General features: G+C 33.2%; 25 protein-coding genes. 13 read left to right on the top strand and 12 right to left on the bottom strand.

What is annotated here, in order from left to right; genetic code table 11:
* Positions 1 to 4 precede the first annotated feature (4 nt).
* From EW14_RS04185 to fba, 10 genes are all read left to right on the top strand, one after another.
* Positions 5 to 499: a YqeG family HAD IIIA-type phosphatase gene (locus tag EW14_RS04185; protein WP_042850252.1), complete on the top strand. Its 495-nt coding sequence runs from the start codon at positions 5 to 7 to the stop codon at positions 497 to 499.
* Positions 496 to 1,578, top strand: a complete 1,083-nt coding sequence (gene proB / locus EW14_RS04180; protein ID WP_042850251.1) for a glutamate 5-kinase — start codon at positions 496 to 498, stop codon at positions 1,576 to 1,578. The genes EW14_RS04185 and proB overlap by 4 nt, the downstream gene beginning before the upstream one ends.
* A gap of 20 nt (positions 1,579 to 1,598) precedes the next feature.
* A complete protein-coding gene (lpxD, locus tag EW14_RS04175; protein ID WP_042850250.1) occupies positions 1,599 to 2,633 on the top strand; it encodes a UDP-3-O-(3-hydroxymyristoyl)glucosamine N-acyltransferase in 1,035 nt (344 codons plus the stop codon).
* 28 nt (positions 2,634 to 2,661) lie between these two features.
* Positions 2,662 to 3,735 (top strand): 3-isopropylmalate dehydrogenase, encoded by a 1,074-nt coding sequence (gene leuB / locus EW14_RS04170; RefSeq protein WP_042850249.1) that lies wholly within the window; start codon positions 2,662 to 2,664, stop codon positions 3,733 to 3,735.
* A gap of 89 nt (positions 3,736 to 3,824) precedes the next feature.
* Complete coding sequence (locus EW14_RS04165) at positions 3,825 to 4,721, top strand: phosphoribulokinase (protein WP_042850248.1); 897 nt, start codon at positions 3,825 to 3,827, stop codon at positions 4,719 to 4,721.
* Between the two features lie 139 nt (positions 4,722 to 4,860).
* Entirely contained in the window at positions 4,861 to 5,742 is an 882-nt protein-coding gene (gene accD, locus EW14_RS04160; RefSeq protein ID WP_042850247.1) for an acetyl-CoA carboxylase, carboxyltransferase subunit beta, read from the top strand.
* Position 5,743: 1 nt separating this feature from the next.
* A complete protein-coding gene (locus EW14_RS04155; RefSeq protein WP_042850246.1) occupies positions 5,744 to 6,136 on the top strand; it encodes a hypothetical protein in 393 nt (130 codons plus the stop codon).
* Between the two features lie 2 nt (positions 6,137 to 6,138).
* A complete protein-coding gene (locus tag EW14_RS04150) occupies positions 6,139 to 7,236 on the top strand; it encodes a Gfo/Idh/MocA family protein (protein ID WP_042850245.1) in 1,098 nt (365 codons plus the stop codon).
* A 103-nt stretch (positions 7,237 to 7,339) separates the two neighbouring features.
* Positions 7,340 to 8,407 carry a class I fructose-bisphosphate aldolase gene (locus EW14_RS04145; protein WP_042850244.1) on the top strand — a complete coding sequence of 356 codons (1,068 nt, stop codon included), beginning with the start codon at positions 7,340 to 7,342 and terminating at the stop codon, positions 8,405 to 8,407.
* A 148-nt stretch (positions 8,408 to 8,555) separates the two neighbouring features.
* A complete protein-coding gene (gene fba / locus EW14_RS04140; RefSeq protein WP_011376344.1) occupies positions 8,556 to 9,629 on the top strand; it encodes a class II fructose-bisphosphate aldolase in 1,074 nt (357 codons plus the stop codon).
* Positions 9,630 to 9,679: 50 nt separating this feature from the next.
* On the opposite strand, the gene purQ is transcribed toward fba, so the two are convergent.
* The 5 genes from purQ to EW14_RS04120 all read right to left on the bottom strand — a co-directional run bounded on the left by purQ (position 9,680) and on the right by EW14_RS04120 (position 12,494).
* On the bottom strand, positions 9,680 to 10,345 hold the full coding sequence (gene purQ / locus EW14_RS04135; protein WP_042850243.1) for a phosphoribosylformylglycinamidine synthase subunit PurQ: 666 nt from the start codon (positions 10,343 to 10,345) through the stop codon (positions 9,680 to 9,682).
* A 1-nt stretch (position 10,346) separates the two neighbouring features.
* Positions 10,347 to 10,601: a phosphoribosylformylglycinamidine synthase subunit PurS gene (purS, locus tag EW14_RS04130; protein WP_025972051.1), complete on the bottom strand. Its 255-nt coding sequence runs from the start codon at positions 10,599 to 10,601 to the stop codon at positions 10,347 to 10,349.
* A gap of 96 nt (positions 10,602 to 10,697) precedes the next feature.
* The gene (locus EW14_RS10250; RefSeq protein ID WP_187151459.1) at positions 10,698 to 10,862 is read right to left on the bottom strand and encodes a hypothetical protein; all 165 of its coding nucleotides are present in this window, start codon (positions 10,860 to 10,862) and stop codon (positions 10,698 to 10,700) included.
* Positions 10,863 to 10,907: 45 nt separating this feature from the next.
* Positions 10,908 to 11,972, bottom strand: a complete 1,065-nt coding sequence (locus tag EW14_RS04125; RefSeq protein WP_042850242.1) for a GTP-binding protein — start codon at positions 11,970 to 11,972, stop codon at positions 10,908 to 10,910.
* A 9-nt stretch (positions 11,973 to 11,981) separates the two neighbouring features.
* Positions 11,982 to 12,494 carry a pentapeptide repeat-containing protein gene (locus tag EW14_RS04120; protein ID WP_042850241.1) on the bottom strand — a complete coding sequence of 171 codons (513 nt, stop codon included), beginning with the start codon at positions 12,492 to 12,494 and terminating at the stop codon, positions 11,982 to 11,984.
* 63 nt (positions 12,495 to 12,557) lie between these two features.
* Between EW14_RS04120 and EW14_RS04115 the strand changes: the two genes are divergently transcribed.
* The 3 genes from EW14_RS04115 to ilvD are packed head-to-tail and all read left to right on the top strand — an operon-like array spanning position 12,558 to position 15,192.
* A complete protein-coding gene (locus tag EW14_RS04115) occupies positions 12,558 to 13,175 on the top strand; it encodes a uracil phosphoribosyltransferase (RefSeq protein ID WP_042850240.1) in 618 nt (205 codons plus the stop codon).
* A 29-nt stretch (positions 13,176 to 13,204) separates the two neighbouring features.
* A complete protein-coding gene (locus EW14_RS04110) occupies positions 13,205 to 13,495 on the top strand; it encodes a hypothetical protein (protein WP_011376338.1) in 291 nt (96 codons plus the stop codon).
* A gap of 23 nt (positions 13,496 to 13,518) precedes the next feature.
* Positions 13,519 to 15,192, top strand: coding sequence for a dihydroxy-acid dehydratase (gene ilvD / locus EW14_RS04105; protein ID WP_042850238.1), 1,674 nt, complete (start codon positions 13,519 to 13,521; stop codon positions 15,190 to 15,192).
* Positions 15,193 to 15,212: 20 nt separating this feature from the next.
* Here the strand turns inward: ilvD and EW14_RS04100 are convergent, their stop codons facing one another.
* The 7 genes from EW14_RS04100 to glpX form a co-directional block, all read right to left on the bottom strand.
* Positions 15,213 to 15,599, bottom strand: a complete 387-nt coding sequence (locus tag EW14_RS04100; protein ID WP_011818278.1) for a hypothetical protein — start codon at positions 15,597 to 15,599, stop codon at positions 15,213 to 15,215.
* Positions 15,589 to 16,137 carry a CIA30 family protein gene (locus tag EW14_RS04095; RefSeq protein ID WP_011818277.1) on the bottom strand — a complete coding sequence of 183 codons (549 nt, stop codon included), beginning with the start codon at positions 16,135 to 16,137 and terminating at the stop codon, positions 15,589 to 15,591. The genes EW14_RS04100 and EW14_RS04095 overlap by 11 nt, the downstream gene beginning before the upstream one ends.
* Before the next feature lie 30 nt (positions 16,138 to 16,167).
* Complete coding sequence (gene pgl, locus EW14_RS04090) at positions 16,168 to 16,905, bottom strand: 6-phosphogluconolactonase (protein ID WP_042850237.1); 738 nt, start codon at positions 16,903 to 16,905, stop codon at positions 16,168 to 16,170.
* Positions 16,893 to 18,311 carry an NADP-dependent phosphogluconate dehydrogenase gene (gndA, locus tag EW14_RS04085; RefSeq protein WP_042850236.1) on the bottom strand — a complete coding sequence of 473 codons (1,419 nt, stop codon included), beginning with the start codon at positions 18,309 to 18,311 and terminating at the stop codon, positions 16,893 to 16,895. The genes pgl and gndA overlap by 13 nt, the downstream gene beginning before the upstream one ends.
* Positions 18,312 to 18,407: 96 nt before the next feature.
* The gene (locus tag EW14_RS04080; protein WP_042850235.1) at positions 18,408 to 19,703 is read right to left on the bottom strand and encodes a glucose-1-phosphate adenylyltransferase; all 1,296 of its coding nucleotides are present in this window, start codon (positions 19,701 to 19,703) and stop codon (positions 18,408 to 18,410) included.
* Between the two features lie 130 nt (positions 19,704 to 19,833).
* Entirely contained in the window at positions 19,834 to 21,144 is a 1,311-nt protein-coding gene (locus EW14_RS04075) for a glutamyl-tRNA reductase (RefSeq protein WP_042850234.1), read from the bottom strand.
* A gap of 18 nt (positions 21,145 to 21,162) precedes the next feature.
* Entirely contained in the window at positions 21,163 to 22,164 is a 1,002-nt protein-coding gene (gene glpX, locus EW14_RS04070; protein ID WP_025890675.1) for a class II fructose-bisphosphatase, read from the bottom strand.
* Positions 22,165 to 22,329: the final 165 nt, after the last annotated feature.

Below are 22,329 nucleotides of genomic sequence, written 5' to 3'. Positions count from 1 at the left end.
ATAAATGAGGTCTATCCTAAAAGTCAATTGGGATTCAAAATTACCAATATATAATATTTCTCAATCTGAGCTGCAAAAAAAAGGAATTAATTCTTTATTGCTAGACGTGGATGGGACTCTGGTGAATAGAAAATCAAATATGATCCCAAAAGCAGTAAAAAATTGGATCATAGAATCTAAAAAACATTTCTCTTTGTATCTAATAAGTAATAATCCATCAAAAAAAAGAATCGCAAAAATAGCGAAAGAATTAAATTTAAGGTACAAATACAATGCATCAAAACCAAGAAAAAAAGTAACTTTGTCCGCTATCAAAGAAATTGGCAGAGAGGCAAAAAATATAGCTATTATTGGTGACAGAATTTTTACAGATATTATTGTAGGAAATAGATGTGATATAAAAACAATATTAGTTAAGCGATTAAATAGAGATGGCTTGCCAATAAAATTTAATTTAACTTTGATAATAGAAAAATTAATTTCTCATTTTATAAAATGAAAACTTGGGTTATAAAAATTGGTACTAGTATTTTAAGAGGTACAGAGGAAACATCTACAGAAGAAGTTATTGAAAACCTTTCTAGATCCTTTACACGTTTTCTTTCAAAAGGAAACAAATTAATTTTAGTAACTAGTGGAGCCGTTGGATTAGGCTGCCAAAAATTAAATATTAAAACGAGGCCAAATGATTTAAGTACACTTCAAGCTACTGCTGCAGTAGGTCAAGTTAATTTAATGTCTTTATACGATAAAGTATTCAATAAATTAGGTTATAATATTGCTCAAATTTTAATAACTAAAGCTGATTTCAATTCACGAGAATCCTTTAATAACGCTTCAAAAACTTTAAAAAAATTAATCGATTTGAATGTTATTCCAATAGTAAATGAAAATGATACCGTAGCAAATGAAGAGCTTAAATATGGAGATAATGATACCCTCTCTGCTTTAGTTGCCTTGGCTATAAATGCTAACAAGCTTATTTTATTAACCGATATTGAAAATCTATACTCAAAAGATCCACGTAATAATAAAGATGCGCAACCTATTACAGAAGTCCATAATAGTGAATTAAAGGAAATTAAAGATAAAAATATTCAAAACTCAAATAATGAATGGGGAACAGGAGGAATTTCTACAAAATTAATTTCTGCAGAAATAGCAACAAAAGGAGGAGTCGAAGTCCAACTAGTTGATGGAACTAATAAAAAAAATTTAATTGAAATTTTTAATGATAATAAAATTGGAACTTTATTTTATCCAGTAGAAAAACCTATTGGAAACAAAAAAAGTTGGCTTTCTCATGCAATTCAAACAGTAGGGAAAATTACTTTAGATGATGGCGCTTCTTTTGCAATTAAAAAAAAAGGTGCCTCACTTTTAGCGGTTGGTGTTAAGAACGTTGAAGGAAACTTTACGATTAATCAGGCAGTTAAAATCGTAAATACAAATGATAAAGAAGTTGCAAAAGGTTTAGTATCAATTAGTAGCGACAAATTAAGAAGTATCTTAAATAACAAAGAAAATAACAACTCCTCGATAATTGTCGTACACAGAGATGTTCTTGCTCTCTCCTAGAAAAAAATTAAAATTGAAAAATGCTTTTAAGTGATTTAGTTGATCTAATAAAAAAAGGAAATTCAAATTTTATTAGTGTCAATATTTTCGAAGATTTAAATATAGATGATGCTGCCTCTTTAGATGCTGCAGTTAAACATCAAATATCTTTTTTAGAAGAAAATAATATTCTTAAAGAAAAATTAGAGCAAACTAAAGCATCAGCAATAATAACTACTAACAACGATGAAATCGTTAGTGCCCTAAAGAAACTCAATATATCAAACATAATCGTTAAAAATCCAAGAATTGCATTTGCTGAAGTATTGGATTGTTTATACAAAACAATCAATTTCAAACCAGGAATTCACGCTTCAGCGGTTATAGATAAAACAGCAATAATTGGCGCAGATTGCCATATTGGACCTAATGTCTATATTGGAGAAAATACTGTAATTGGAGACAATAATCATATTCTTCCTGGATCATCAATTTTAGGCAATGTTCGAATAGGGAATAATAATATAATTCATCCAAATTGTGTTATTTACGAAAATACCACTCTAAAAAATAATTGTGTAATTAATTCAAATTCTGTTATTGGATCTGAGGGATTTGGTTTTATTCCTAAAAATGGCAAATGGGTAAAGATGCCTCAAAAAGGTGGTGTAAAAATAATGAGTTTTGTGGAAATTGGAACCAATTGTTGTATTGATAGACCCGCAGTTGGATTTACTTTTATTGATGAGGGAACAAAGTTGGATAATTTAATACAAATAGGTCATGGAGTAAAAATTGGAAAGAATTGTGCATTTGCAGCTCAAGTTGGTATCGCTGGAGGAGCAAATATTGGAGATGGTGTTATTTTGGCAGGACAAGTAGGGGTAAATAATAGAGTAAAAGTTGGTAATAATGTGATCGCGAGTTCAAAATGCGGAATTCATTGTGACATAGAAGATGGCAAGGTAATTAGTGGTTTCCCCGCGATGGAAAACAAATCATGGCTAAGGAGTTCAAGTATTTTTAAAAAATTACCAGAATTAGCAAAAAAACTTAGACAATTAGACAAGCAATAATTTATTGTTCTATTAAACAAAAATTTAAATGAAGAAATATAAGATTGTTTTACTATCAGGAGACGGAATTGGACCAGAAATTTCAGAAGTTTCAAAAAAAGTTTTAAAAAAGCTTTCAAAAAATCATAATTTCGATCTTGAGATTATTGAAAAATTATTTGGAGGGATAGCTTATGAAAAATATGGGACTCCTGCTCCAGATGAGACACTAGATCAATGCAAAAAAAGTGATGCTGTACTTTTAGCATGTGTTGGAGATATTAAATATGACTCTCTTGCAAGAGAATTAAGGCCAGAAAGTGGGTTACTAAGGTTAAGGTCTGCCCTAAACCTTTTCGCAAATATCAGGCCTGTCAAAATAAGAAAATCTCTATTAGATGCAAGTACATTAAAAAAAGAAATCGTTGAGCATGTAGATCTTATTGTTGTAAGAGAATTAATAGGAGGAATTTATTTTGGAAAACCAAGAGGACATATAACAAATACAAAAATCCCAAAAGCATTCAATACGATGATTTATGATTCGGCCGAAATAGAGAGAATAACTGAAATAGCAATAAAAATTGCTAATCAAAGAAATAAAAAAATATGTTCCGTTGATAAATCAAACGTTCTTGAGGTTAGTCAATTGTGGAGAGATACAGTTTTAAATATCTCCTCAAAAGATAAAAACATATCTCTAAGCAATATGTACGTTGATAATGCAGCAATGCAATTAGTTAGAGATCCTGGTCAATTTGATGTAATTTTAACAAGTAATTTATTTGGAGATATTTTAAGCGACTTAGCCGCAATGTTAACTGGTTCTATTGGTATGCTTCCATCTGCTTCTCTAAACAATAATGGGCCAGGAGTTTTTGAACCTGTTCATGGTTCGGCTCCTGATATAGCGGGTAAAAACATAGCGAATCCTATAGCAATGCTTTTATCTGCTTCCATGATGTTAAAAATTGGCTTAAATGAAGAAGAAGCTGCAGAAAATTTAGAAACTGCAATTGATAAAGTTTTATCAAAAGGATTTAGAACAGCAGATTTAGCTGATGGGTCTTCTAAAGTCTTATCTTGCAGTGAAATTGGAAATAAAATAATGGATGAAATTTAAAAAAAAATTAATAAATAAAAAAATATTTTTAAGTAAAACATAAAGTTGGCATATGACCTGTCAGAATCATTAGATATTGTTTTTAAAAAATGTCAAAACGTCATCCAGTAGTTGCTGTAACAGGATCTTCAGGAGCAGGAACAAGTACAGTAAAAAGAGCCTTTGAGCATATTTTTGCCAGAGAAGATATTGTTCCCGCAGTTGTAGAAGGCGATAGTTACCACAGATTTGAGAGAATGCCTATGAAAAAAGCTATGGCGGACGCTCTTTCAAAAGGCGAAAATTTCTCTCATTTTGGTCCAGAAGCTAATCTTTTTGACAAGCTAGAAGAACTTTTTAAAATCTACGGCGAAACTGGAGGAGGAAAGAAAAGATATTATCTACATAGTGTTGAAGAAGCAGAAGAACATAATACAAGACTTGGGACATCCCTAGAACCTGGGCAATTTACTCCATGGGAAGATATTCCTGAGGGAACAGACGTACTTTTTTATGAAGGTTTGCATGGCGGGGTAGAAGGTGATGGATATAATGTGGCATCTTATGCTGATTTACTTGTTGGTGTTGTTCCGATAACAAATTTAGAATGGATTCAAAAAATCCATAGAGATAACGCAGAAAGAGGTTACTCAGCGGAAACCATTGTGGATACGATATTGAGAAGAATGCCTGATTATATAAATCACATCTGCCCACAATTCAGCAAAACTGATATTAATTTCCAAAGAATTCCCACAATTGACACTTCAAATCCTTTCATATGCAGAAATATCCCAACTCCTGATGAGAGCTTTGTGATCATACATTTCAGAAAAGGGGCAAGAGAGAAATGGGGTATTGATTTTCAATACTTGCTTGGAATGATTAACGATTCATTCATGTCAAGTCCAACAAGTATCGTTGTAAATGGTGGAAAAATGGGATTCGCAATGGAACTAATTCTCACTCCAATAATTCATAAAATGATTGAGGAGAAAAATAAATAATAATTAATTTTCGATTATCAACTCAGATCATTATTTTTTAAATTTGAGAAGTTTTTAATCTAGAGGATCTCAAATTTTTATATATCTTTCTTGATAAAAGTACCTTACTTAGATTTAAATAGAAAAAACAGGAAAAGTTGTGTCATTAATCGACTGGTTTGCCGCAAGGCGCAAAGATCAATTTGTTGGGAAAGTTTCCCAAGATACTGACGAAGGAGATGGTTTGTGGGTTAAATGTTCAGAGTGTTCGCAAGTAGCCTATAGAAAAGACCTAATTACAAATTTCAATGTTTGTAGTAATTGTGGACACCACAATAGGATTAATAGCGATGAAAGGATAAATATAATTGCTGATAAAAATTCATTCAAAGAATTTGATAGTTCACTAAGTCCTACAGATCCTTTGGGTTTTAAAGATAGAAGAGCGTATGCTGATCGAATTAAAGAAAGTCAAGCAGGCACAGGTTTAAGAGATGGAGTCGTAACAGGTATCTGTTCTGTGAATTCAATGCCTTTAGCATTAGCTGTTATGGATTTTAGATTTATGGGAGGATCCATGGGTTCAGTAGTTGGTGAAAAAATTACAAGGATAATTGAGAGAGCAACTTTGGAAAATTTTCCAATTCTTATTGTTTGCGCGTCAGGAGGAGCAAGGATGCAAGAAGGTATGTTAAGTCTCATGCAAATGGCAAAAATATCTGGAGCACTAAAAAAACATAAAGAGAAAAATCTCCTATATATGCCCTTGTTAACTCATCCAACTACTGGAGGAGTAACAGCCAGCTTTGCGATGTTAGGTGATTTAATTTTGGCGGAACCTAAAGCACTTATTGGATTTGCCGGAAGAAGGGTTATAGAACAAACATTAAGAGAAAAATTACCCGATAATTTTCAAACAGCTGAATATCTGCTTGAGCATGGTTTTGTTGATGTAATAGTAAAAAGGAAAGATCTCAAGGATACTCTGACTAAAATTTTAAAAATTCATGGTGTAAAAGAACTTGCAGAAGCAAATATATAAAATGAGAATAATTTGTAATTTATTTTATTTTTCTTTAACCCTTCTACTCTTTATTTTTAACTTTGCCTCCTATTCATATGCGATAGGAAATGTTGACTGGGTCCTACTAAAAGAGAATGATGATGGGAAAGAATGGCTTGATAAAGGGAGTATTAAGTCGCTCCCAAATAGTGAAATAAGTTTATTAACAAAGTTCTTTAAGAATCCAACTAATTCTGATGATGATGGAGAGTTATCGCTTTATGTAATGAGAATTAATTGCAATGAAAAAAAGTTCAAAGATACATCAATAAATGGAATTCCACAATTCAATTCAAAATGGCAAACTTCTAATAATGACGAACTTATAGATGTTGTTATTGAAAATAGCTGTTCAGAGTTTATTAATGAATAAGAATGAATACTAAAAATAAAAAATTAAAAATAGCAATCGCTGGACTAGGATTTGGGAAAAAAGTTCATTTAGAGGCATTAAAAGAGTCTGATCACTTAACTCCTGTAGCAATTTATCATTACGAGAAAAAGCAAAAATCGATAATAGAAAAAGAAACGGGCTTAGATTTTTTTCATAATTGGGAAGACTTAGTTAAATCTCCAAAAATTGATGGAATTATTATTGCCACTCCTCCTGAATCAAGATTTAAGTTAGCAAAACAAGCTCTAGAGAATAATAAAAATTTGCTCCTAGAAAAACCTGTTTCAATATCCTCCTCAGAAATTGAAGAGCTTCAGAGAATATCTTTAATTAATAATTTAAGCGTATGTGTTGATTTTGAATATAGAGCAGTACCTCTTTTCCTTCAGACAAAAAAACTTATTGATGAAAATATCTTAGGAGATATATATTTAGTCAAATTAGATTGGTTAATGGGCAGTAGATCCGACCCCAAAAGATCCTGGAATTGGTATTCATTGGAAGAAAAAGGTGGAGGAGTTATTGGCGCTTTAGGTACTCATGCATTCGATATGTTGAATTGGTTTTTTGGAGAAGCAATAAACGTGTCTGGCAAGTTAGCAACATCAATAAAAAAAAGACCTTTACCTAATTCATCTGATTTAAATGATGTTACGAGTGAAGATGTATGTTTAGCTAATATAGAAATATCAAACTACAGCTCGAATCTTATTCCATGTCAGGTATCTTTATCATCAATTTCTAAAAATGGTAGAGGATTTAGTTTAGAAATATATGGAAGCGAAGGTTCACTAATTCTTAAAAGCGAAAACCAAAAAGATTATGTACATGGTTTTAATTTAAAATATTCAAACAACGAAAATAAAATACAAAATCTAACTGCAGATTCAAGTTTTAATTTTGAAAAAACATGGACTGATGGGAGAATAGCTCCAGTTTTGAGAATTCAAAATTTATGGGCCCAGAGTATAATGAATGGAACACCTATAATCCCAGGCTTATGCGAGGGACTTGCTAGTCATAAAGTTTGCGAAGCCATAAGAGAATCTTCCAAAAGTGGATTAAGTATCAAAATTTAAGACTATACATTTATAAGTAGCAATTATCACCCGATAAAGTATTGGATTGATTTTATTTTTTTTTCATATTCTGGAAAAATCAATTGAACTGAATTATTAAAGAATGGCTTTAAATTACTACAAAAATGAGCTTAAAGAAAATGCTCAATTACTAGCTTCTAAAGGAAAAGGAATATTAGCGGTAGATGAATCCACTAAAACAGTAGGTAAAAGACTCGCTGGAATTGGCGTTGAGAATACTCAAGACAATAGGAAGGCATATAGAGGAATGCTTTTTACTACAGAAGGTCTTGGCAAATATATAAGTGGAGCAATCCTCTTCGAAGAAACTCTTTATCAGAATCACCAAGATGGCGAGTCAATGGTTAAGAAACTAAATGATTTAGGTATTATTCCAGGTATAAAGGTCGATAAGGGTCTAAATCCACTTCCAGGAGGAGGAGATGTAGAAACTTTTTGCTCTGGCCTAGATGGATTAGTTGAAAGAGCCGCAAAATATTATGAACAAGGTGCCAGATTTGCAAAGTGGAGAGCAGTTCTGCAGATTACAAATGATGGTTGTCCTTCAAAACTATCAATTCAAGAGAATGCTTGGGGATTAGCAAGGTATGCAAGATCAGTTCAAGAATCTGGGTTAGTACCAATAATTGAACCTGAAATCTTAATGGACGGAGACCATACTATTGAAAAAACTGCTGAAGTTCAAGAAGAGGTAATAAAGCAGGTTTATAGTGCCTGTCAAGCAAATGGAGTTTTTCTAGAGGGCACTCTATTAAAACCTTCTATGACTGTTAATGGAGCAGATTGTCCAACAAAGGCTGATCCTATGAAGGTTGCTGAAATGACAATTAGAACTATGGAAAGATGCGTTCCTGCATCTGTTCCTGGAATAGTTTTCTTATCAGGAGGGTTAAGCGAAGAAGCTGCTTCTGTTTATCTAAATAATATGAACACTCTTTACAGGAAAGCTTTATGGAATGTTTCATTCTCCTATGGAAGAGCATTACAGCACTCATGCTTAAAGGCCTGGAAAGGAAGCGACGTTGAAGGAGGTCAAAAAGCATTAATAGCAAGAGCTCAAGCAAACTCTGAAGCTTCAAAAGGTGCCTATGTAGCAGGATCTCAACCTTCATCTGATGAACAATTATTTGTGGAAGGCTACACTTATTAACTAAAAAAATCCTAAAAATGTACTCTGGGTCATAAAATAAGTTTCTTTAATTTAGTATTTTGTATATCTAATGACGTGACATTTGATACCTCTTTATACTAAACTCTCGGAAACATATGCTTTATATAGCATTTAATTTATTTTAATTATGGCCCTCGTTCCACTAAGACTACTTTTAGATCACGCTGCTGAGAATGGTTACGGTATTCCAGCTTTCAATGTTAATAACCTTGAACAAGTTCAAGCAATCATGGAAGCAGCATATGAAACTGATAGTCCTGTAATCCTCCAAGCTTCAAGAGGGGCAAGAAATTATGCAGGAGAAATTTTCCTACGTCATCTAATCCTTGCTGCAACAGAAACATATCCTAATATTCCAGTGGTAATGCACCAAGACCACGGTAATGAGCCATCAACATGTTACTCAGCAGCAATAAATGGTTTCACATCAGTAATGATGGACGGTTCTCTAGAGGCAGATGCAAAAACACCCGCTAGTTACGAATATAATGTTGCAGTTACTAAAAAAGTAGTAGATTTTGCTCATTCAGTTGGAGTTAGTGTTGAAGGAGAGTTGGGTTGCTTAGGTTCATTAGAGACAGGAAAAGGTGAAGCGGAAGATGGTCATGGATTTGAAGGTGAACTTTCTACAGATATGCTTCTGACTGATCCTGAAGAAGCTGCAGATTTTGTAGCTAAAACAAAAGTCGATGCTTTAGCTATTGCTATAGGAACAAGTCATGGTGCTTATAAATTTACAAGAAAACCTACAGGTGAAGTTCTTGCAATAAGCAGAATTGCTGAAATTCATAAAGCACTTCCAAATACCCATCTTGTAATGCATGGATCTAGTTCAGTTCCTCAAGAATGGTTGGATATCATTAACAAATATGGCGGTGAAATTCCTCAAACTTATGGTGTTCCTGTTGAAGAAATTCAAGAGGGAATAAGAAATGGAGTTAGGAAAGTCAACATTGATACTGATAACAGACTTGCTTTCACTGCCGCGGTTAGAGAGGCAGCATTTGCTGATAAGGCAAACTTCGACCCAAGACATTTCAACAAGCCTGCTAGAAAATACATGAAGCAAGTTTGTCTTGATAGATACAAGCAGTTCTGGTGCGAAGGTCAAGCAAGTAAGATCAAACAAAACAGCACTAATTATTTTGCTGATCTTTACGCAAAAGGTGATTTGGATCCAAAAGTAAAAGCTACTGTTTAATTTCTTCCCAAATTTAATAAAAAAAGACCTCCAAAATTGGGGGTCTTTTTTTATTTCAATATTAATGATTTTAATGTAAAGAGACCATCAGTCCCACCAATTGTCTCGTCGCATGCTCGCTCTGGATGAGGCATTAAACCTAGAACATTTCCCTTCTCATTAGTTATGCCTGCGATATCGAATGAGGATCCATTGGGATTATTTTTATATCTCAAAGCGATCAATTCATTATCTACAAGTTTCTTTAAAGTATCAGAATCACAATGATATCTTCCTTCCCCATGAGCTATTGGCAATTTAATTGTTTGTTTTTCATCTACATTATTAAACCAACCTCCATTTGAAGAAACGATGTCCAGTTCAACGTCATCACAGATAAAATTAAGATTTTTATTTGCAACAAGAGCACCAGGCAAAAATCCTGATTCTGTCAAAATTTGAAACCCATTACAAATTCCTAAAACTCTTTTCCCGCTTTTAACAAACTCATCCAAGGCATTTATTAATGGAGAGAATCTCGCAATTGCTCCGCATCTTAAATAATCACCATAGCTAAATCCTCCGGGTAAAACTATTGCATCTACATCACTTAAATCTGAAGACTCATGCCACAAGTATTTTGTTCTTATGTCTAAACAACCTTCCAATGCCCATGAAACATCACGATCGCAATTAGAACCAGGGAAGACAACAACTCCTACAGTAAAATTATCCATCTTATAATTTTTCTAGTGAATACTCATAATCTTCAATAACAGTATTTGCGAATAACCTATCACACAATAAATCAATTTTTCCTCTTACTTCGTTTTCACCATTACCTTCTATTTTTACCTCAATCATTTTTCCTATACGTAATGATTTTATTCCCTCAGCTCCAAGTTTTATAGAGGCAGATTTAGTAGCTTCCCCTGCTGGATCTAAAACTGAGGGTCTTAGTCTTACAAAAACTTTTACAGCAAATTGGTCCAATTAAAAATTAATTTCTACTAGAAGATTAGTTTAAATTTTAATAAAAAGTACTATTGATTAATAAACAAATATTTTTACCTTAAGTTTTCTGAGTTATTAGATGTTTATGTAGCCTCTACCAAAACATACTAAGCAAGTTCTTCTTGAATTTTCATGTGTTTTAAAATTTCCTGCCCCTCCACATTTTGAACATTTTATTTTATCAATTGATGTAACTTCGTCAGAGATTATTTGTTTTAAAGCAATTTTTGGATTTTCCATCTTGGGCTATCTACTGTTTAAGTATCCCGACAGATAACTATAATGTCAAATTGCTATTTTTGGATCACTTAAAATCTTAAATTTCTCTTTAATTTTTTTATTGAAAGTTTTTATAGATTTTTCATCAAAGGAAATTATTACTAATTCAAGCCCAGCATTATCATTTGGTCTCCAACAATTGTCTGGAGCTTCTTCAAACCAAGTATTAATTTTCTTTCCAACAATTTGTATTTGTAAAGGTAATGATTTGTTTGGTATCCAAATACGTCCTTTTATTCGAAGAATGTTTAATTCATCCAAGATTTTTGACATCTCCTTTTCAAAGTCATTTTTTTCTAGGAAATAATTTAATTTAATTGAATCTGATACTAGTTCAACATGATTATGGTCATGTTCTTCAGTTAAAAAATCTTTATAAGTCTCTTTTTTAAAATTAAAATCAAAAAGATAGTTCAAATCAATTTTGCCATTATTGGATTTAAGGACTGGTGTAGATGATTTTAGACTTCCTTGAATTTTATGTTTTACAACGTCAAACTGATCATCATTTAAGATATCTGATCTAGAGACTAAAACGATATCAGAAACTTCTAGTTGCTCCTCAAATAGTTCATCTATAGTGGCGTTGTGATCAATTTTATCTGTTTCATTATATTGTTTTGTTATTTGATTTAAATCATTAATTGGTGAACCATTAAGCATTGATTCTCCATTAACGATACCAACAACAACATCAAGGTAGATGGAAGACCTAATCTCAGGCCAGTTAAGTGCTTGAATTAAGGGAATTGGTAGTGCCAAGCCACTTGTTTCGATAATTATTGATTCGATAGGAGGATTAAATTCTAGGAGAGCTTTTATTGATGGAACAAAATCATCTTGAACAGTACAACATAAACATCCATTGTTTAATTCGATTACGCAGTCGTCTTCAGATTCATAACATTTATCACAACTTTTAATCAAATCACCGTCAATTCCAACATCACCAAATTCATTAATTATTAAACCAAATTTTTTATTACTCTCTTTTATTAAATATCTTAGAAAAGTTGTTTTACCTGAACCAAGAAATCCTGAAACAACTATAACTGGTATTTTTTTTTTCATTTTTTATGATTAACAACCTAAGCTATATTCTGTACTCTCTCCTGTAGAACTATTTGTTCCATTCGCAATCGCACATAATTGTTTTTGTTGTGTACGACTAAGAACTGCATCTGTAAAATCTGCACCATCTATTTTTGCTCCTTCAAAATTACTCTCCATTAATAAAGCATTTGTAAAATTAACATCCGAAAGATCTGCATCTGTAAAATCTGTTGCATAAGCTAGTGCATCTCTTAAATTGGCTCCATTAAACTTTGTATTTTGCAATTTACTATTATTGAACACCGCGCCTTCTAAATTACTTTCACTGAAATTAAACCCATTCAAATCAAACTTAACGTATTCGTTACCGCTTAAATCTTGACCATGCATATCTGGCTCTAAATTAAGGTCTTGCTGGTTTCTAATCTCAGGAGGTCGTTTAGCCCATGCAGAATTTACAGAATTAAAAAATAAAATCCCAACGAACAACAAAGTAATTAATGCATTCTTTAGTGAGGGGAAAACAATTGATTTAATCATAATAAGACTGTATTTTAGAACTTAAGTATTTAAAGTTTGTAAGAGTATCTTAAAGGAAAATATATGGCAATGTCACTAAAGGTTATTGTTCCTCCTCATCCATTAATAAAACATTGGCTTTCAATATTGCGAGAAAAAAATACTCCAGATATTTTGTACTCAACAGGATATGAGCAATTAGGGAAATGGCTTACATATGAAGCATTACGTAATTGGCTGCCATATAAAAAAGAAATAGTAAATACTGATAATGGGGACACAGATGGATTCTTTATTAATACTGATTATCCAATAAAAGTGCTCGCAATGTTGCCCGAAGGGTTATCTCTTTGGTTTGGATCCAAAGAAGTAATTCCTAATGCAACTCTTTTATTAGGAGAACTTCCTAAAACTATTGAATCAAATGAAGGAGTTATATTTTATTCAGAACAAATAACGACAAAATCAACCACATTAGAAACCTTAATTAAATTAAAGGAATTAGGTGTTAATTCAAATAGGATTCTTTTAATAACTGCTATTTGCTCAAATAAAGGGTTAAATGAAATTGCGAAATTATTCCCGAATCAGGTAATTTACACTTCTTGCATAGATGAGGAAGACGAAAAAACACCATTATTGGTTCCCGGTATTGGGAATCCTTTATCGCGTTTAAGTACTATATTTCAAGATAAGAACTAATATAGAATATAGGAGTAAATATTTTACCAATGTCTGAATACAGAGATTCGTCTTCAAATAATCTTTTATCATTAATAAGTGGTGCTTTTATTGGAGCAGCAGGTCTAGCATGGTGGTTAATATCGGAAGCAGACAAAAGAAAGGAGGAAAAAAAACAAAAAGCAATGATGTATTCCTCCAGAATTCAAGACGGCTCAGAAGCGATTGATTCAAATGAAAATATAAATGAAGTTGAAGGAGAGAATCTGGAGAAGAAAGTTGAGCAACTTAATTCTGCAATTGCTGATGTGAGGAAGCAACTTGAAGAGTTGGGGCAATAGAATAAAAAAGGTTCTCAAATAATATGAATAAACTCAGATCATCTGCAATAACCCAAGGTGTGCAAAGATCACCTAACAGATCGATGTTAAGAGCTGTTGGATTTAATGATGAAGATTTTAATAAACCTATTATTGGAGTTGCAAACGGATACAGCACCATAACACCATGCAATATGGGTTTAAATAAGTTAGCTCTAAAAGCTGAAGAGTCTATAAAAAGATCAGGTGGGATGCCTCAGATGTTTGGGACCATAACAGTAAGTGATGGGATTTCTATGGGAACAGAGGGTATGAAATATTCCCTAGTTTCAAGGGAAGTTATTGCTGATTCAATTGAAACAGCATGCAATGCTCAGAGTATGGATGGGGTACTTGCTATTGGTGGATGTGATAAAAATATGCCGGGTGCCATGATTGCGATTGCAAGAATGAATATTCCCTCAATTTTCATTTATGGAGGAACAATAAAGCCTGGGAAATTGCATGGAGAAGATCTTACTGTTGTTAGTGCATTTGAAGCTGTTGGACAATTAACATCAGGCAAAATTAATGAAGAAAGGCTAATCCAAGTTGAGAAAAATTGTATTCCTGGTGCTGGTAGCTGTGGAGGAATGTTTACAGCTAATACAATGTCTGCGGTTATTGAAGTATTAGGGTTAAGTCTTCCTCACAGTTCCACTATGGCTGCTGAAGATCTTGAAAAAGAACTAAGTGCAGATAAAAGTGCTGAGATATTAGTCTCTGCAATAGAAAAAGATATAAGACCTCTAGACCTAATGACTAAGAAAGCATTTGAAAATGCAATATCAGTAATTATGGCAATTGGCGGATCAACAAATGCGGTATTGCACATCTTAGCTATCGCGAATACTGCAGGAATAGATATCAACATTAATGATTTTGAGAGAATCAGACAAAAAGTACCCGTTATTTGTGACCTTAAACCGAGTGGTAAATATGTGACGGTGGATCTTCATAAGGCAGGTGGGATTCCACAAGTAATGAAAATACTTTTGAATGCAGGATTAATTCATGGCGATTGCAAAAACATTGAAGGAAAAACCATCTCAGAATACTTACAAAATATTCCAGATAAGCCTCCAACAAATCAATATGTCATAAGAGACATAGATGACCCTCTTTATAAAAAAGGACATCTAGCGATATTAAAAGGTAACTTAGCGAGCGAAGGTTCTGTAGCCAAAATTAGCGGAGTAAAAAACCCTGTATTAACAGGTCCCGCAAAGATTTTTGAAAGTGAAGAGGATTGTTTAAAATCGATATTAAATAACGATATCAAAGCTGGTGATGTTGTTGTTATCAGAAACGAAGGTCCTGTAGGAGGACCAGGTATGCGAGAGATGTTAGCTCCAACATCTGCAATTGTTGGTCAAGGGCTTGGAGAGAAGGTAGCTTTAATTACCGATGGCAGATTTAGCGGCGGTACCTATGGTCTTGTTGTGGGTCACATAGCTCCAGAGGCTGCTGTAGGAGGAAATATCGCTCTAATAAAACAAGGTGATTTAATTACAGTAGATGCTGTAAAACAACTAATTGAAGTTGATTTATCTGACGAAGAATTAGAAAAAAGAAAAAAAGATTGGGTAAAACCTATTCAAAAATACAAAAGAGGAATTCTTTCAAAATATTCGAGAATCGTAAGCACATCAAGTTTAGGGGCTGTTACTGATTTATAAATCAGCTTAAATTTTTTTTCTTAATCAATAAAACTTTTTATCCTATTTGCTAAATTTTCCAATCTAGCGCTGTATTTTGGTGAATTGCATTTTTTCCCATTATTGCTATCCATCCATAATGTTTTAACTCCACACCATAATATTGGTTCATCAGGGAAGTTAAGCTTAGAGATTACTAAAACCAACTCTTTATTTGATTTAAAAAGTTCTAATTCAAGATCATAAATTTCTAATCTTTTACCTTCTTTATCTCTACATAAGATATTAACTGTTAAATCAATATCTTCATCTTCGAATTCGTATTCACCATTTATTTTTACTACAGAATGAACAAAAGGTTTATTCGTTAAATCTGCTGACTTAGCGATTAAGCTCTCTATATTTTTAGGTGGATTTTCAAATAACACTTATTGATTTAATTAAAACTTTTATTGAACCCTGTTTAAACTCATTATTAAGTAATCCATCATCACCGAACTTAGAGTGTAGTAGTTGCAATCTTTTAATTTTAGATGGCTTGAATTTAAATGGAAAACGTACTTTATTAGCTCTTACTGAAGGTTTTAACTCACTAAAAGGAATTTGAACATTTGTTGTCCCGAATTTTTTTGTTGGAAATGATTTAATCCATCTAAGTCCACCAGGAATAAATTCGGTTAGTCCTAGTAGATCATCTTCACAAGCGACAGCAAATTTAAAAGTCCTTCCTTGTCCATCAATATTTAATTCAAAGGATGAATACTCAGATACATTTAAAGAAGGTTTATATATAGAAGATCTACAACTAACAAATCCTCCTGCTTTCTCGACAATATTACCCTTTAATATCAAACCCGAATTTGAAGTTTCACAAAAAGCTGAACTTGATCCGCCCATAACAGTATCATTTAATGTTTTCCAACCATCGAACTCCTTTTTCTGGAATAAAAATTTTTTCTTACTCATTAAATAATTTAAATTATTAATAGACTTTAACTAAATTTCTAATTCTTTTGCTGATTCCTGATCACAAAATATTGAAATTTGATTAATAGATTTTATTAATTTTGATGGTGTTCTATCTGGTGGCTCTTTTTCATCTAATAACCTCTCAAGAGCAATTCTTTTAGAAGCTCCACTAACTAAAAATACTATCTTTGAAGAAGCTGAAAGAACCTTTGGAGTTAATGAAATTCTTTTTAAACCTTTACCTTCATTAAAAATAACAAAATCATCTATATTGTTATTTTTCTGATAAGGGAATAGTGAGGCTGTATGACCATCATCTCCAAGACCTAATAATGTTAAATCAAAAGTTGGAGGGTTTGTTCCGCATTTTTCAAATAATTTAGAAATAAATTGATTTTTAGTAGTTTCATCATCAGCGTTTAAATCATTGAAAATTTCATAAAAATAAGCTTTAGATCCAAAATTAGTTAGCAAAGAATTTCTCAACATTAACGAGTTACTTAATTCTGAATTTGGATCAACACATCTTTCATCTCCTAAAAAGACATCAACCATATCCCATTGAAGATCATTATTAGATAAGAGACGATACACAGATTTAGGAGTTGAACCTCCACTTACACAAAATTTGAATCTATCTTTCTTTTTTAAAGTATGAATAATATGGCTTTGAATAAACTTAAAAACCGCTGTTGATAGTTCTAACTTGTCTTTGTAAATATTTAAGGTGTATCCATTTTTGACCTTTTCAATCATTTCATCCATTCAGTATGAAAACTACCTTCCTTATCAATTCTTTCATATGTATGAGAGCCAAAACAGTCTCTCATTGCCTGCACAAGATTCTGAGGAAGTCTATTGGTTCTATAACTATTCAAATAATCTAAAGTACTGGATAAACATGGGACTGGTATACCTGCCTTTGTGGATAGAGAAACTACCTTAGCTAAGTTATCTAATCTAGTCGCAATTTCATTATTAAACCAATCATCAAAAATTAAATTTTTTAGATCAGGATCTTTGTTATAAGCATCTTGAATTTTACTTAATAATTTTGATCTAATTATGCAACCACCTTTCCATATTTGTGCAATTGACGGCATATTCAAACCATAGTTATATACTGCAGATGCTTCTCTTAAAATATCCATACCTTGGGCATAGCTAGCAATTGTGGCAAGGACTACAGCATCAAATAAAGGTTTCATTCCATCTGATACATTTCCTAAATCAAAATCCTCTATCTCTTTAGATGGAATAGTTTTTTCAATCTCACTACGTTGCTCTTTTAAAGAACTCATTACTCTTGCATTTAAAGATGCATAAATAGTTGGGACTGATACCCCCAGCTCTAGAGCACTCACAACAGTCCATAAACCTGTACCTTTCTGGCCAGCTTTATCTAATATTTTTTCCACGATATCATGTCCAGTTATATCATCTTTTGTATTTAGACAAATCTCTGTTATCTCAACAAGATAAGAAGCTAATTCATCAGTATTATTCCAAATACCAAATACCTCTGACATCTGCTCTCCATTCATACCTTTGACTCTCTTCATAAGGTCGTAAGCTTCTGCAAGTATTTGTTCAATTCCATATTCAATTCCATTATGAACAGTTTTTACAAAATGACCTGAGCCGCCTGGGCCAACATATGCAACACATGGTCCGTCTTCAACTTTGGCAGCCATTTTTGTTAGTAAGCTCTCTATTGCATCATATGAAGCCTTAGTACCACCGGGCATCATGCTTGGACCCTCTAGAGCTCCTTTGGCACCCCCAGAGACTCCCATTCCAATGTATCCAAAACTTTTACTTTCAAGATTATTTACCCTTCTTTCTGTATCTTTATATTGAGAATTACCTCCATCTATTAATAAATCTCCTTCCTCGAGATATCCAGAAACATTATCTATAACAGCATCTGTTGCGGGTCCAGCTTTTACCATCATTAGGATTCTTCTAGGTCTCTCTAGCTTATTAACAAATTCTTGAAGGGTTTCAGCTCCTTCTATATTCTTACCAAGGCCACGACCTTGCAAAAATTCTTCAGTTTTTGAATAAGTCCTATTAAAAACTACACTAGAAAATCCATTTCTCTCTGCGTTAAGAACTAAATTTTCGCCCATAACACCAAGACCTATTAAACCAAAATGTGCCTTGGACATAAAAAATTAAAAAACTCAATAAATATAGTGTGCCTACAACTCAACAAAATTGCTCAAAAAAAAATACTTATGTCAGCGAAAAATGATCGAAAAGATTTAAATAACAGTTCCGTTTGCAATAGTTGCATTTTTAACTACTACGACAATTCCATTTCTGATATAGAAACCTAATTCTGGCTTATCTGCTTCTTCTACTCGATCTTTATTAATGATCACGACATTATCACCAATTCTTGTATTCTTATCAAGAATTGCTCTTTTTACAGTGGTTCCTTCCCCTACTCCGAGAGGTGTTCCTCCTCCTTTTCTTAATTCAATCCTCTCTTCAGGCGATTCAAAGAAATCGGCACCCATAACAAGAGTGTCCTCAAGAACCGAATCACTTTCAATCCTGCTTCTTACACCTAAAACACAATGCAAAATACTACATGACTTTAAGATTGTACCTTCACAAACTATTGAATCAGTAATTTGAGCATCTACTAGTTTAGAAGGGGGAAGAAATCTTGGTCTTGTATAAATTGGGAATTTTTCATCATAAAAACTAAATGGAGGTTTTGGTTGCTCAGTCAAGGCAAGGTTTGACTCAAAGAATGCCCCAATGGTACCGATATCTTCCCAGTAATCATCGAATACATAACTTTTAAGTATGTCCCCCCTATTGAGGGCTTCAGGAATTATATCCTTACCAAAATCTGTATAACTAGGAAATTTATTTAAAAGATCGAAAAGAGTATTTCTGCTAAAAACGTAAATACCCATAGAGGCTAGATAGGGTTTTTCAGTAGCTGACTCTTTACTTAATCCAAATTTTGAAGTATCAACTGCCATTGCCTTCAACTTCTCTCCAGTGGGCTTTTCACTGAATTCTTTTATATTTCCTAGATCGTCTGTTCTCATGAGGCCAAAACCCTCTGCTTGAGCTTCATCAACAGGCAAAGCTGCAACAGTTAAATCAGCGCCATTATCTCTATGATGTTGAACAAATAAACTGTAATCCATTCTATACAGTTGATCACCTGACAATATTAAATATTCATCAACATCCCATTCTTGAAATAACCATTGGTATTTTCTTACAGCATCAGCAGTACCTTCAAACCATTTAGGACTATCAGGAGTCTGTTGCGCGGCTAAAACCTCCACAAATCCTTGGCCGAAAGGGCCATTCAAATTATAAGTCCTTCCTATATGTCTATTTAGAGATGCACTGTTGAACTGGGTCAATACGTACATTTTTTCTATACCAGAATTTATACAATTACTAATTGGGATATCTATTAAACGATACTTACCTGCCAAAGGCACAGCAGGTTTAGCCCTCATTTTTGTTAAAGGGTAAAGTCTAGAACCTTTTCCTCCGCCGAGGATTATGGCCAACACACGCTTCATTAAATCTAATGGAGGTAGATATACAACTACTTAAAGTAACTGATTATGGGCATATTTAGAAATACTAATGGTCAGTTTACAAAGGTATTTCGATAAATCACTAGAAAAACTTAATATAAATTGAGAAAAATTAGTTATTTTTGTCCTCTTCTACCAAAGAAAACAATTTTTCAACGATTTTCAAAGAAACTTGTCTCTCTTCTCTTGATTGAGGACTTCTTAACTTGGTAACAGGAGTGTGAAGTATTTTATTGATAATTCCTTTAGTAAGTGCTTCGACAACTTTTCTTTCTCGAGCCGAAAAATCTGGTCCCATCCTACTAAGTGCTTTTTGCAATTCTTCTTTTCTAATCAACTCCAAATCTGATCTAAGTTTATTAATTACTGGAACCGCCTCTAAACTTGCCCACCATTCTAGAAAAATGATCCTTTCTTCTTCTACTAAAGATTCCGCTTCCTTCGCTATTTTCTGTCTAAATTCTTGATTTCGTGAAACGACTTCTTGCAAGTCATCAACATCATATGATTTTACAAATTCATGTTGTTTGACATTATTAGATATATTTCTCGGTACACCAATATCAATAAATTTAAGTCTATTACTCAAATTTAATTTTTCAATTTTTGCAAGATCAATAATTGGCTCTTCAGAAGCAGTACTTGTAAAAACAATGGAAGATAGTGATATGTTTTCTTCTAATTCGTTTAATCCTCTACAAACAATCTCTAAATCAGGGAAGTCTTGAGCAAGATTTAATGCTCTATCAATATTTCTATTTAAAAGTATAAGTTTATGACATCCTTTTGATTTTAAATGAGTTATTAAAAGCCTACTCATTCGCCCGGCACCAACAACAAGAACGTTCTCTGATTCCAAACTTACAAGAGTATCAAAACCCTTTTCTTGGCCAATTTTTAATTGAGCAAGTTCTACCGCTGCTGAACTAATTGATACTGCTCCAGTTCCTAAATTTGTTTCAGATCTTACTTTTTTACCTGTACTAACTGATTGAGTTAATAATCTATTAAGAATTGGTCCAGTAGATTGATTCTCTTGACCTAATCTCATCATTTTTTTTACCTGCGAAAGAATTTGTCCTTCCCCTAAAACGAGGCTATCTAGTCCTGCCGAGACTTTCATCAAATGCAAAACTGCTTCTTCCTGTCTAAAGCAAAAAAGATGTGGATTTAAATCTTCAAAAATAATTCCAGAATATTCTGATATAAATTCTTTTATAGATGAAATTCCAGTATTTTTATCCTTTACTAGTGCATATATTTCCAACCTATTACAAGTACTTAAGATTGACACCTCTAATACATCAGAGAAAGTTTTTAATGCTTTCAATGATTCTGTTATGGATTGGTCAGGAATACTTAGCTTCTCACGCACTTCAACAGGTGCCGTGCGATGACTCAGTCCGACGACAACAATATGCATAATATCAACAATGAATTTTTAAAGGCTGATACTCTTAGCACCATCTTTTATATGTACAGTATTTGTAAACCTTGCAGTACTATCTAATGTACTAATAACAAGACTGCTTGTTCTAACACAATCCCTTTCAAATTTAACTCCGTCAAATAGTAATCCATCAGTTATTCCACTTCCAGCGAAAACAACATTTTCCCCCGATGCCAATTCATTAGCTTCATAGATTTTATCTATATCGGTTATGCCCATTTCATTAAGACGTTTAATATTTCCTTCTTTTGTGTAATCAGCCCATTCAGAAGTTTGAGCGATTGCTGGATCATAAACTAGTTGTCCTTGAAAGTGTCCACCAAGAGCTCTCATTGCAGCAGCTGAAATAACACCCTCAGGAGCTGCACCTATACCCATCAAGCAATGTGTTCCAGTTCCTGCGAAACCACATGCAATCGCAGCTTGAACATCACCATCAGAAATCGGTTGTACTTTTGCACCACATCCTCGAATCTCTTTAATTAAATCTTTATGCCTAGTCCTATCCATTACAACAACAGTAAGCTCATCAATAGAAAGACCCAAGCAATCACTTAGTATCTTCAAGTTTTCAGTAGCTGAATTTCTTATATCTACTTTACCTTTGGCCGCAGGAGGCGCTGCTAATTTGTTCATGTAAAAGTCAGGAGCATTGAAAAGGCCACCCGTATCAGAGGCAGCTAAAACCGCCATAGAGCCTCTTTGATTATTCGCACAAAGATTAGTCCCTTCACAAGGATCTACTGCAAAGTCTACACCTGGGCCACTTCCACTCCCAACCTCTTCACCTATATAAAGCATAGGTGCTTCATCTCTTTCACCTTCTCCAATAACAATTTTCCCTTTCATTTCAATTTTGCCCATGCGCAATCTCATCGCTTCGACAGCTGCAGCATCAGCTTCATCTTTTTGACCAAGTCCTGTTAGTTTTGCTGAGGCAATAGCAGCTTGCTCGACAACTTCGAGAATTTCTTGAATTAAAGTTTGATTCACAATTAAATTTTGAGGATTTTCTAAAAGGTTTTGAGTATGATCTCATGAAAAATGGCATTTTTTATGAGAATTATTATGCTAGTAAGCTTTTTTAAACTCTTCACAGCTGTTACTTTATCAGGCCGTGACTTGAAATTAGGAATAAACAACTAAATATAGTATCTT

It is taken from the genome of Prochlorococcus sp. MIT 0604 (assembly GCF_000757845.1).
Taxonomy (GTDB): domain Bacteria; phylum Cyanobacteriota; class Cyanobacteriia; order PCC-6307; family Cyanobiaceae; genus Prochlorococcus_A.
Note: the sequence above shows the minus strand (reverse complement) of the source record. Positions and strands in the feature narration are given on the sequence as shown.

Coding starts and splice junctions, on each gene's coding strand:
- EW14_RS04185 (WP_042850252.1), top strand. CDS start 5: ATGAGGTCTATCCTAAAAGTCAATTGGGATTCAAAATTACCAATATAT.
- proB (WP_042850251.1), top strand. CDS start 496: ATGAAAACTTGGGTTATAAAAATTGGTACTAGTATTTTAAGAGGTACA.
- lpxD (WP_042850250.1), top strand. CDS start 1,599: ATGCTTTTAAGTGATTTAGTTGATCTAATAAAAAAAGGAAATTCAAAT.
- leuB (WP_042850249.1), top strand. CDS start 2,662: ATGAAGAAATATAAGATTGTTTTACTATCAGGAGACGGAATTGGACCA.
- EW14_RS04165 (WP_042850248.1), top strand. CDS start 3,825: ATGTCAAAACGTCATCCAGTAGTTGCTGTAACAGGATCTTCAGGAGCA.
- EW14_RS04155 (WP_042850246.1), top strand. CDS start 5,744: ATGAGAATAATTTGTAATTTATTTTATTTTTCTTTAACCCTTCTACTC.
- EW14_RS04150 (WP_042850245.1), top strand. CDS start 6,139: ATGAATACTAAAAATAAAAAATTAAAAATAGCAATCGCTGGACTAGGA.
- EW14_RS04145 (WP_042850244.1), top strand. CDS start 7,340: ATGGCTTTAAATTACTACAAAAATGAGCTTAAAGAAAATGCTCAATTA.
- fba (WP_011376344.1), top strand. CDS start 8,556: ATGGCCCTCGTTCCACTAAGACTACTTTTAGATCACGCTGCTGAGAAT.
- purQ (WP_042850243.1), bottom strand. CDS start 10,345: ATGGATAATTTTACTGTAGGAGTTGTTGTCTTCCCTGGTTCTAATTGC.
- EW14_RS10250 (WP_187151459.1), bottom strand. CDS start 10,862: ATGGAAAATCCAAAAATTGCTTTAAAACAAATAATCTCTGACGAAGTT.
- EW14_RS04125 (WP_042850242.1), bottom strand. CDS start 11,972: ATGAAAAAAAAAATACCAGTTATAGTTGTTTCAGGATTTCTTGGTTCA.
- EW14_RS04120 (WP_042850241.1), bottom strand. CDS start 12,494: ATGATTAAATCAATTGTTTTCCCCTCACTAAAGAATGCATTAATTACT.
- EW14_RS04115 (WP_042850240.1), top strand. CDS start 12,558: ATGGCAATGTCACTAAAGGTTATTGTTCCTCCTCATCCATTAATAAAA.
- EW14_RS04110 (WP_011376338.1), top strand. CDS start 13,205: ATGTCTGAATACAGAGATTCGTCTTCAAATAATCTTTTATCATTAATA.
- ilvD (WP_042850238.1), top strand. CDS start 13,519: ATGAATAAACTCAGATCATCTGCAATAACCCAAGGTGTGCAAAGATCA.
- EW14_RS04095 (WP_011818277.1), bottom strand. CDS start 16,137: ATGAGTAAGAAAAAATTTTTATTCCAGAAAAAGGAGTTCGATGGTTGG.
- pgl (WP_042850237.1), bottom strand. CDS start 16,905: ATGGATGAAATGATTGAAAAGGTCAAAAATGGATACACCTTAAATATT.
- gndA (WP_042850236.1), bottom strand. CDS start 18,311: ATGTCCAAGGCACATTTTGGTTTAATAGGTCTTGGTGTTATGGGCGAA.
- EW14_RS04080 (WP_042850235.1), bottom strand. CDS start 19,703: ATGAAGCGTGTGTTGGCCATAATCCTCGGCGGAGGAAAAGGTTCTAGA.
- EW14_RS04075 (WP_042850234.1), bottom strand. CDS start 21,144: ATGCATATTGTTGTCGTCGGACTGAGTCATCGCACGGCACCTGTTGAA.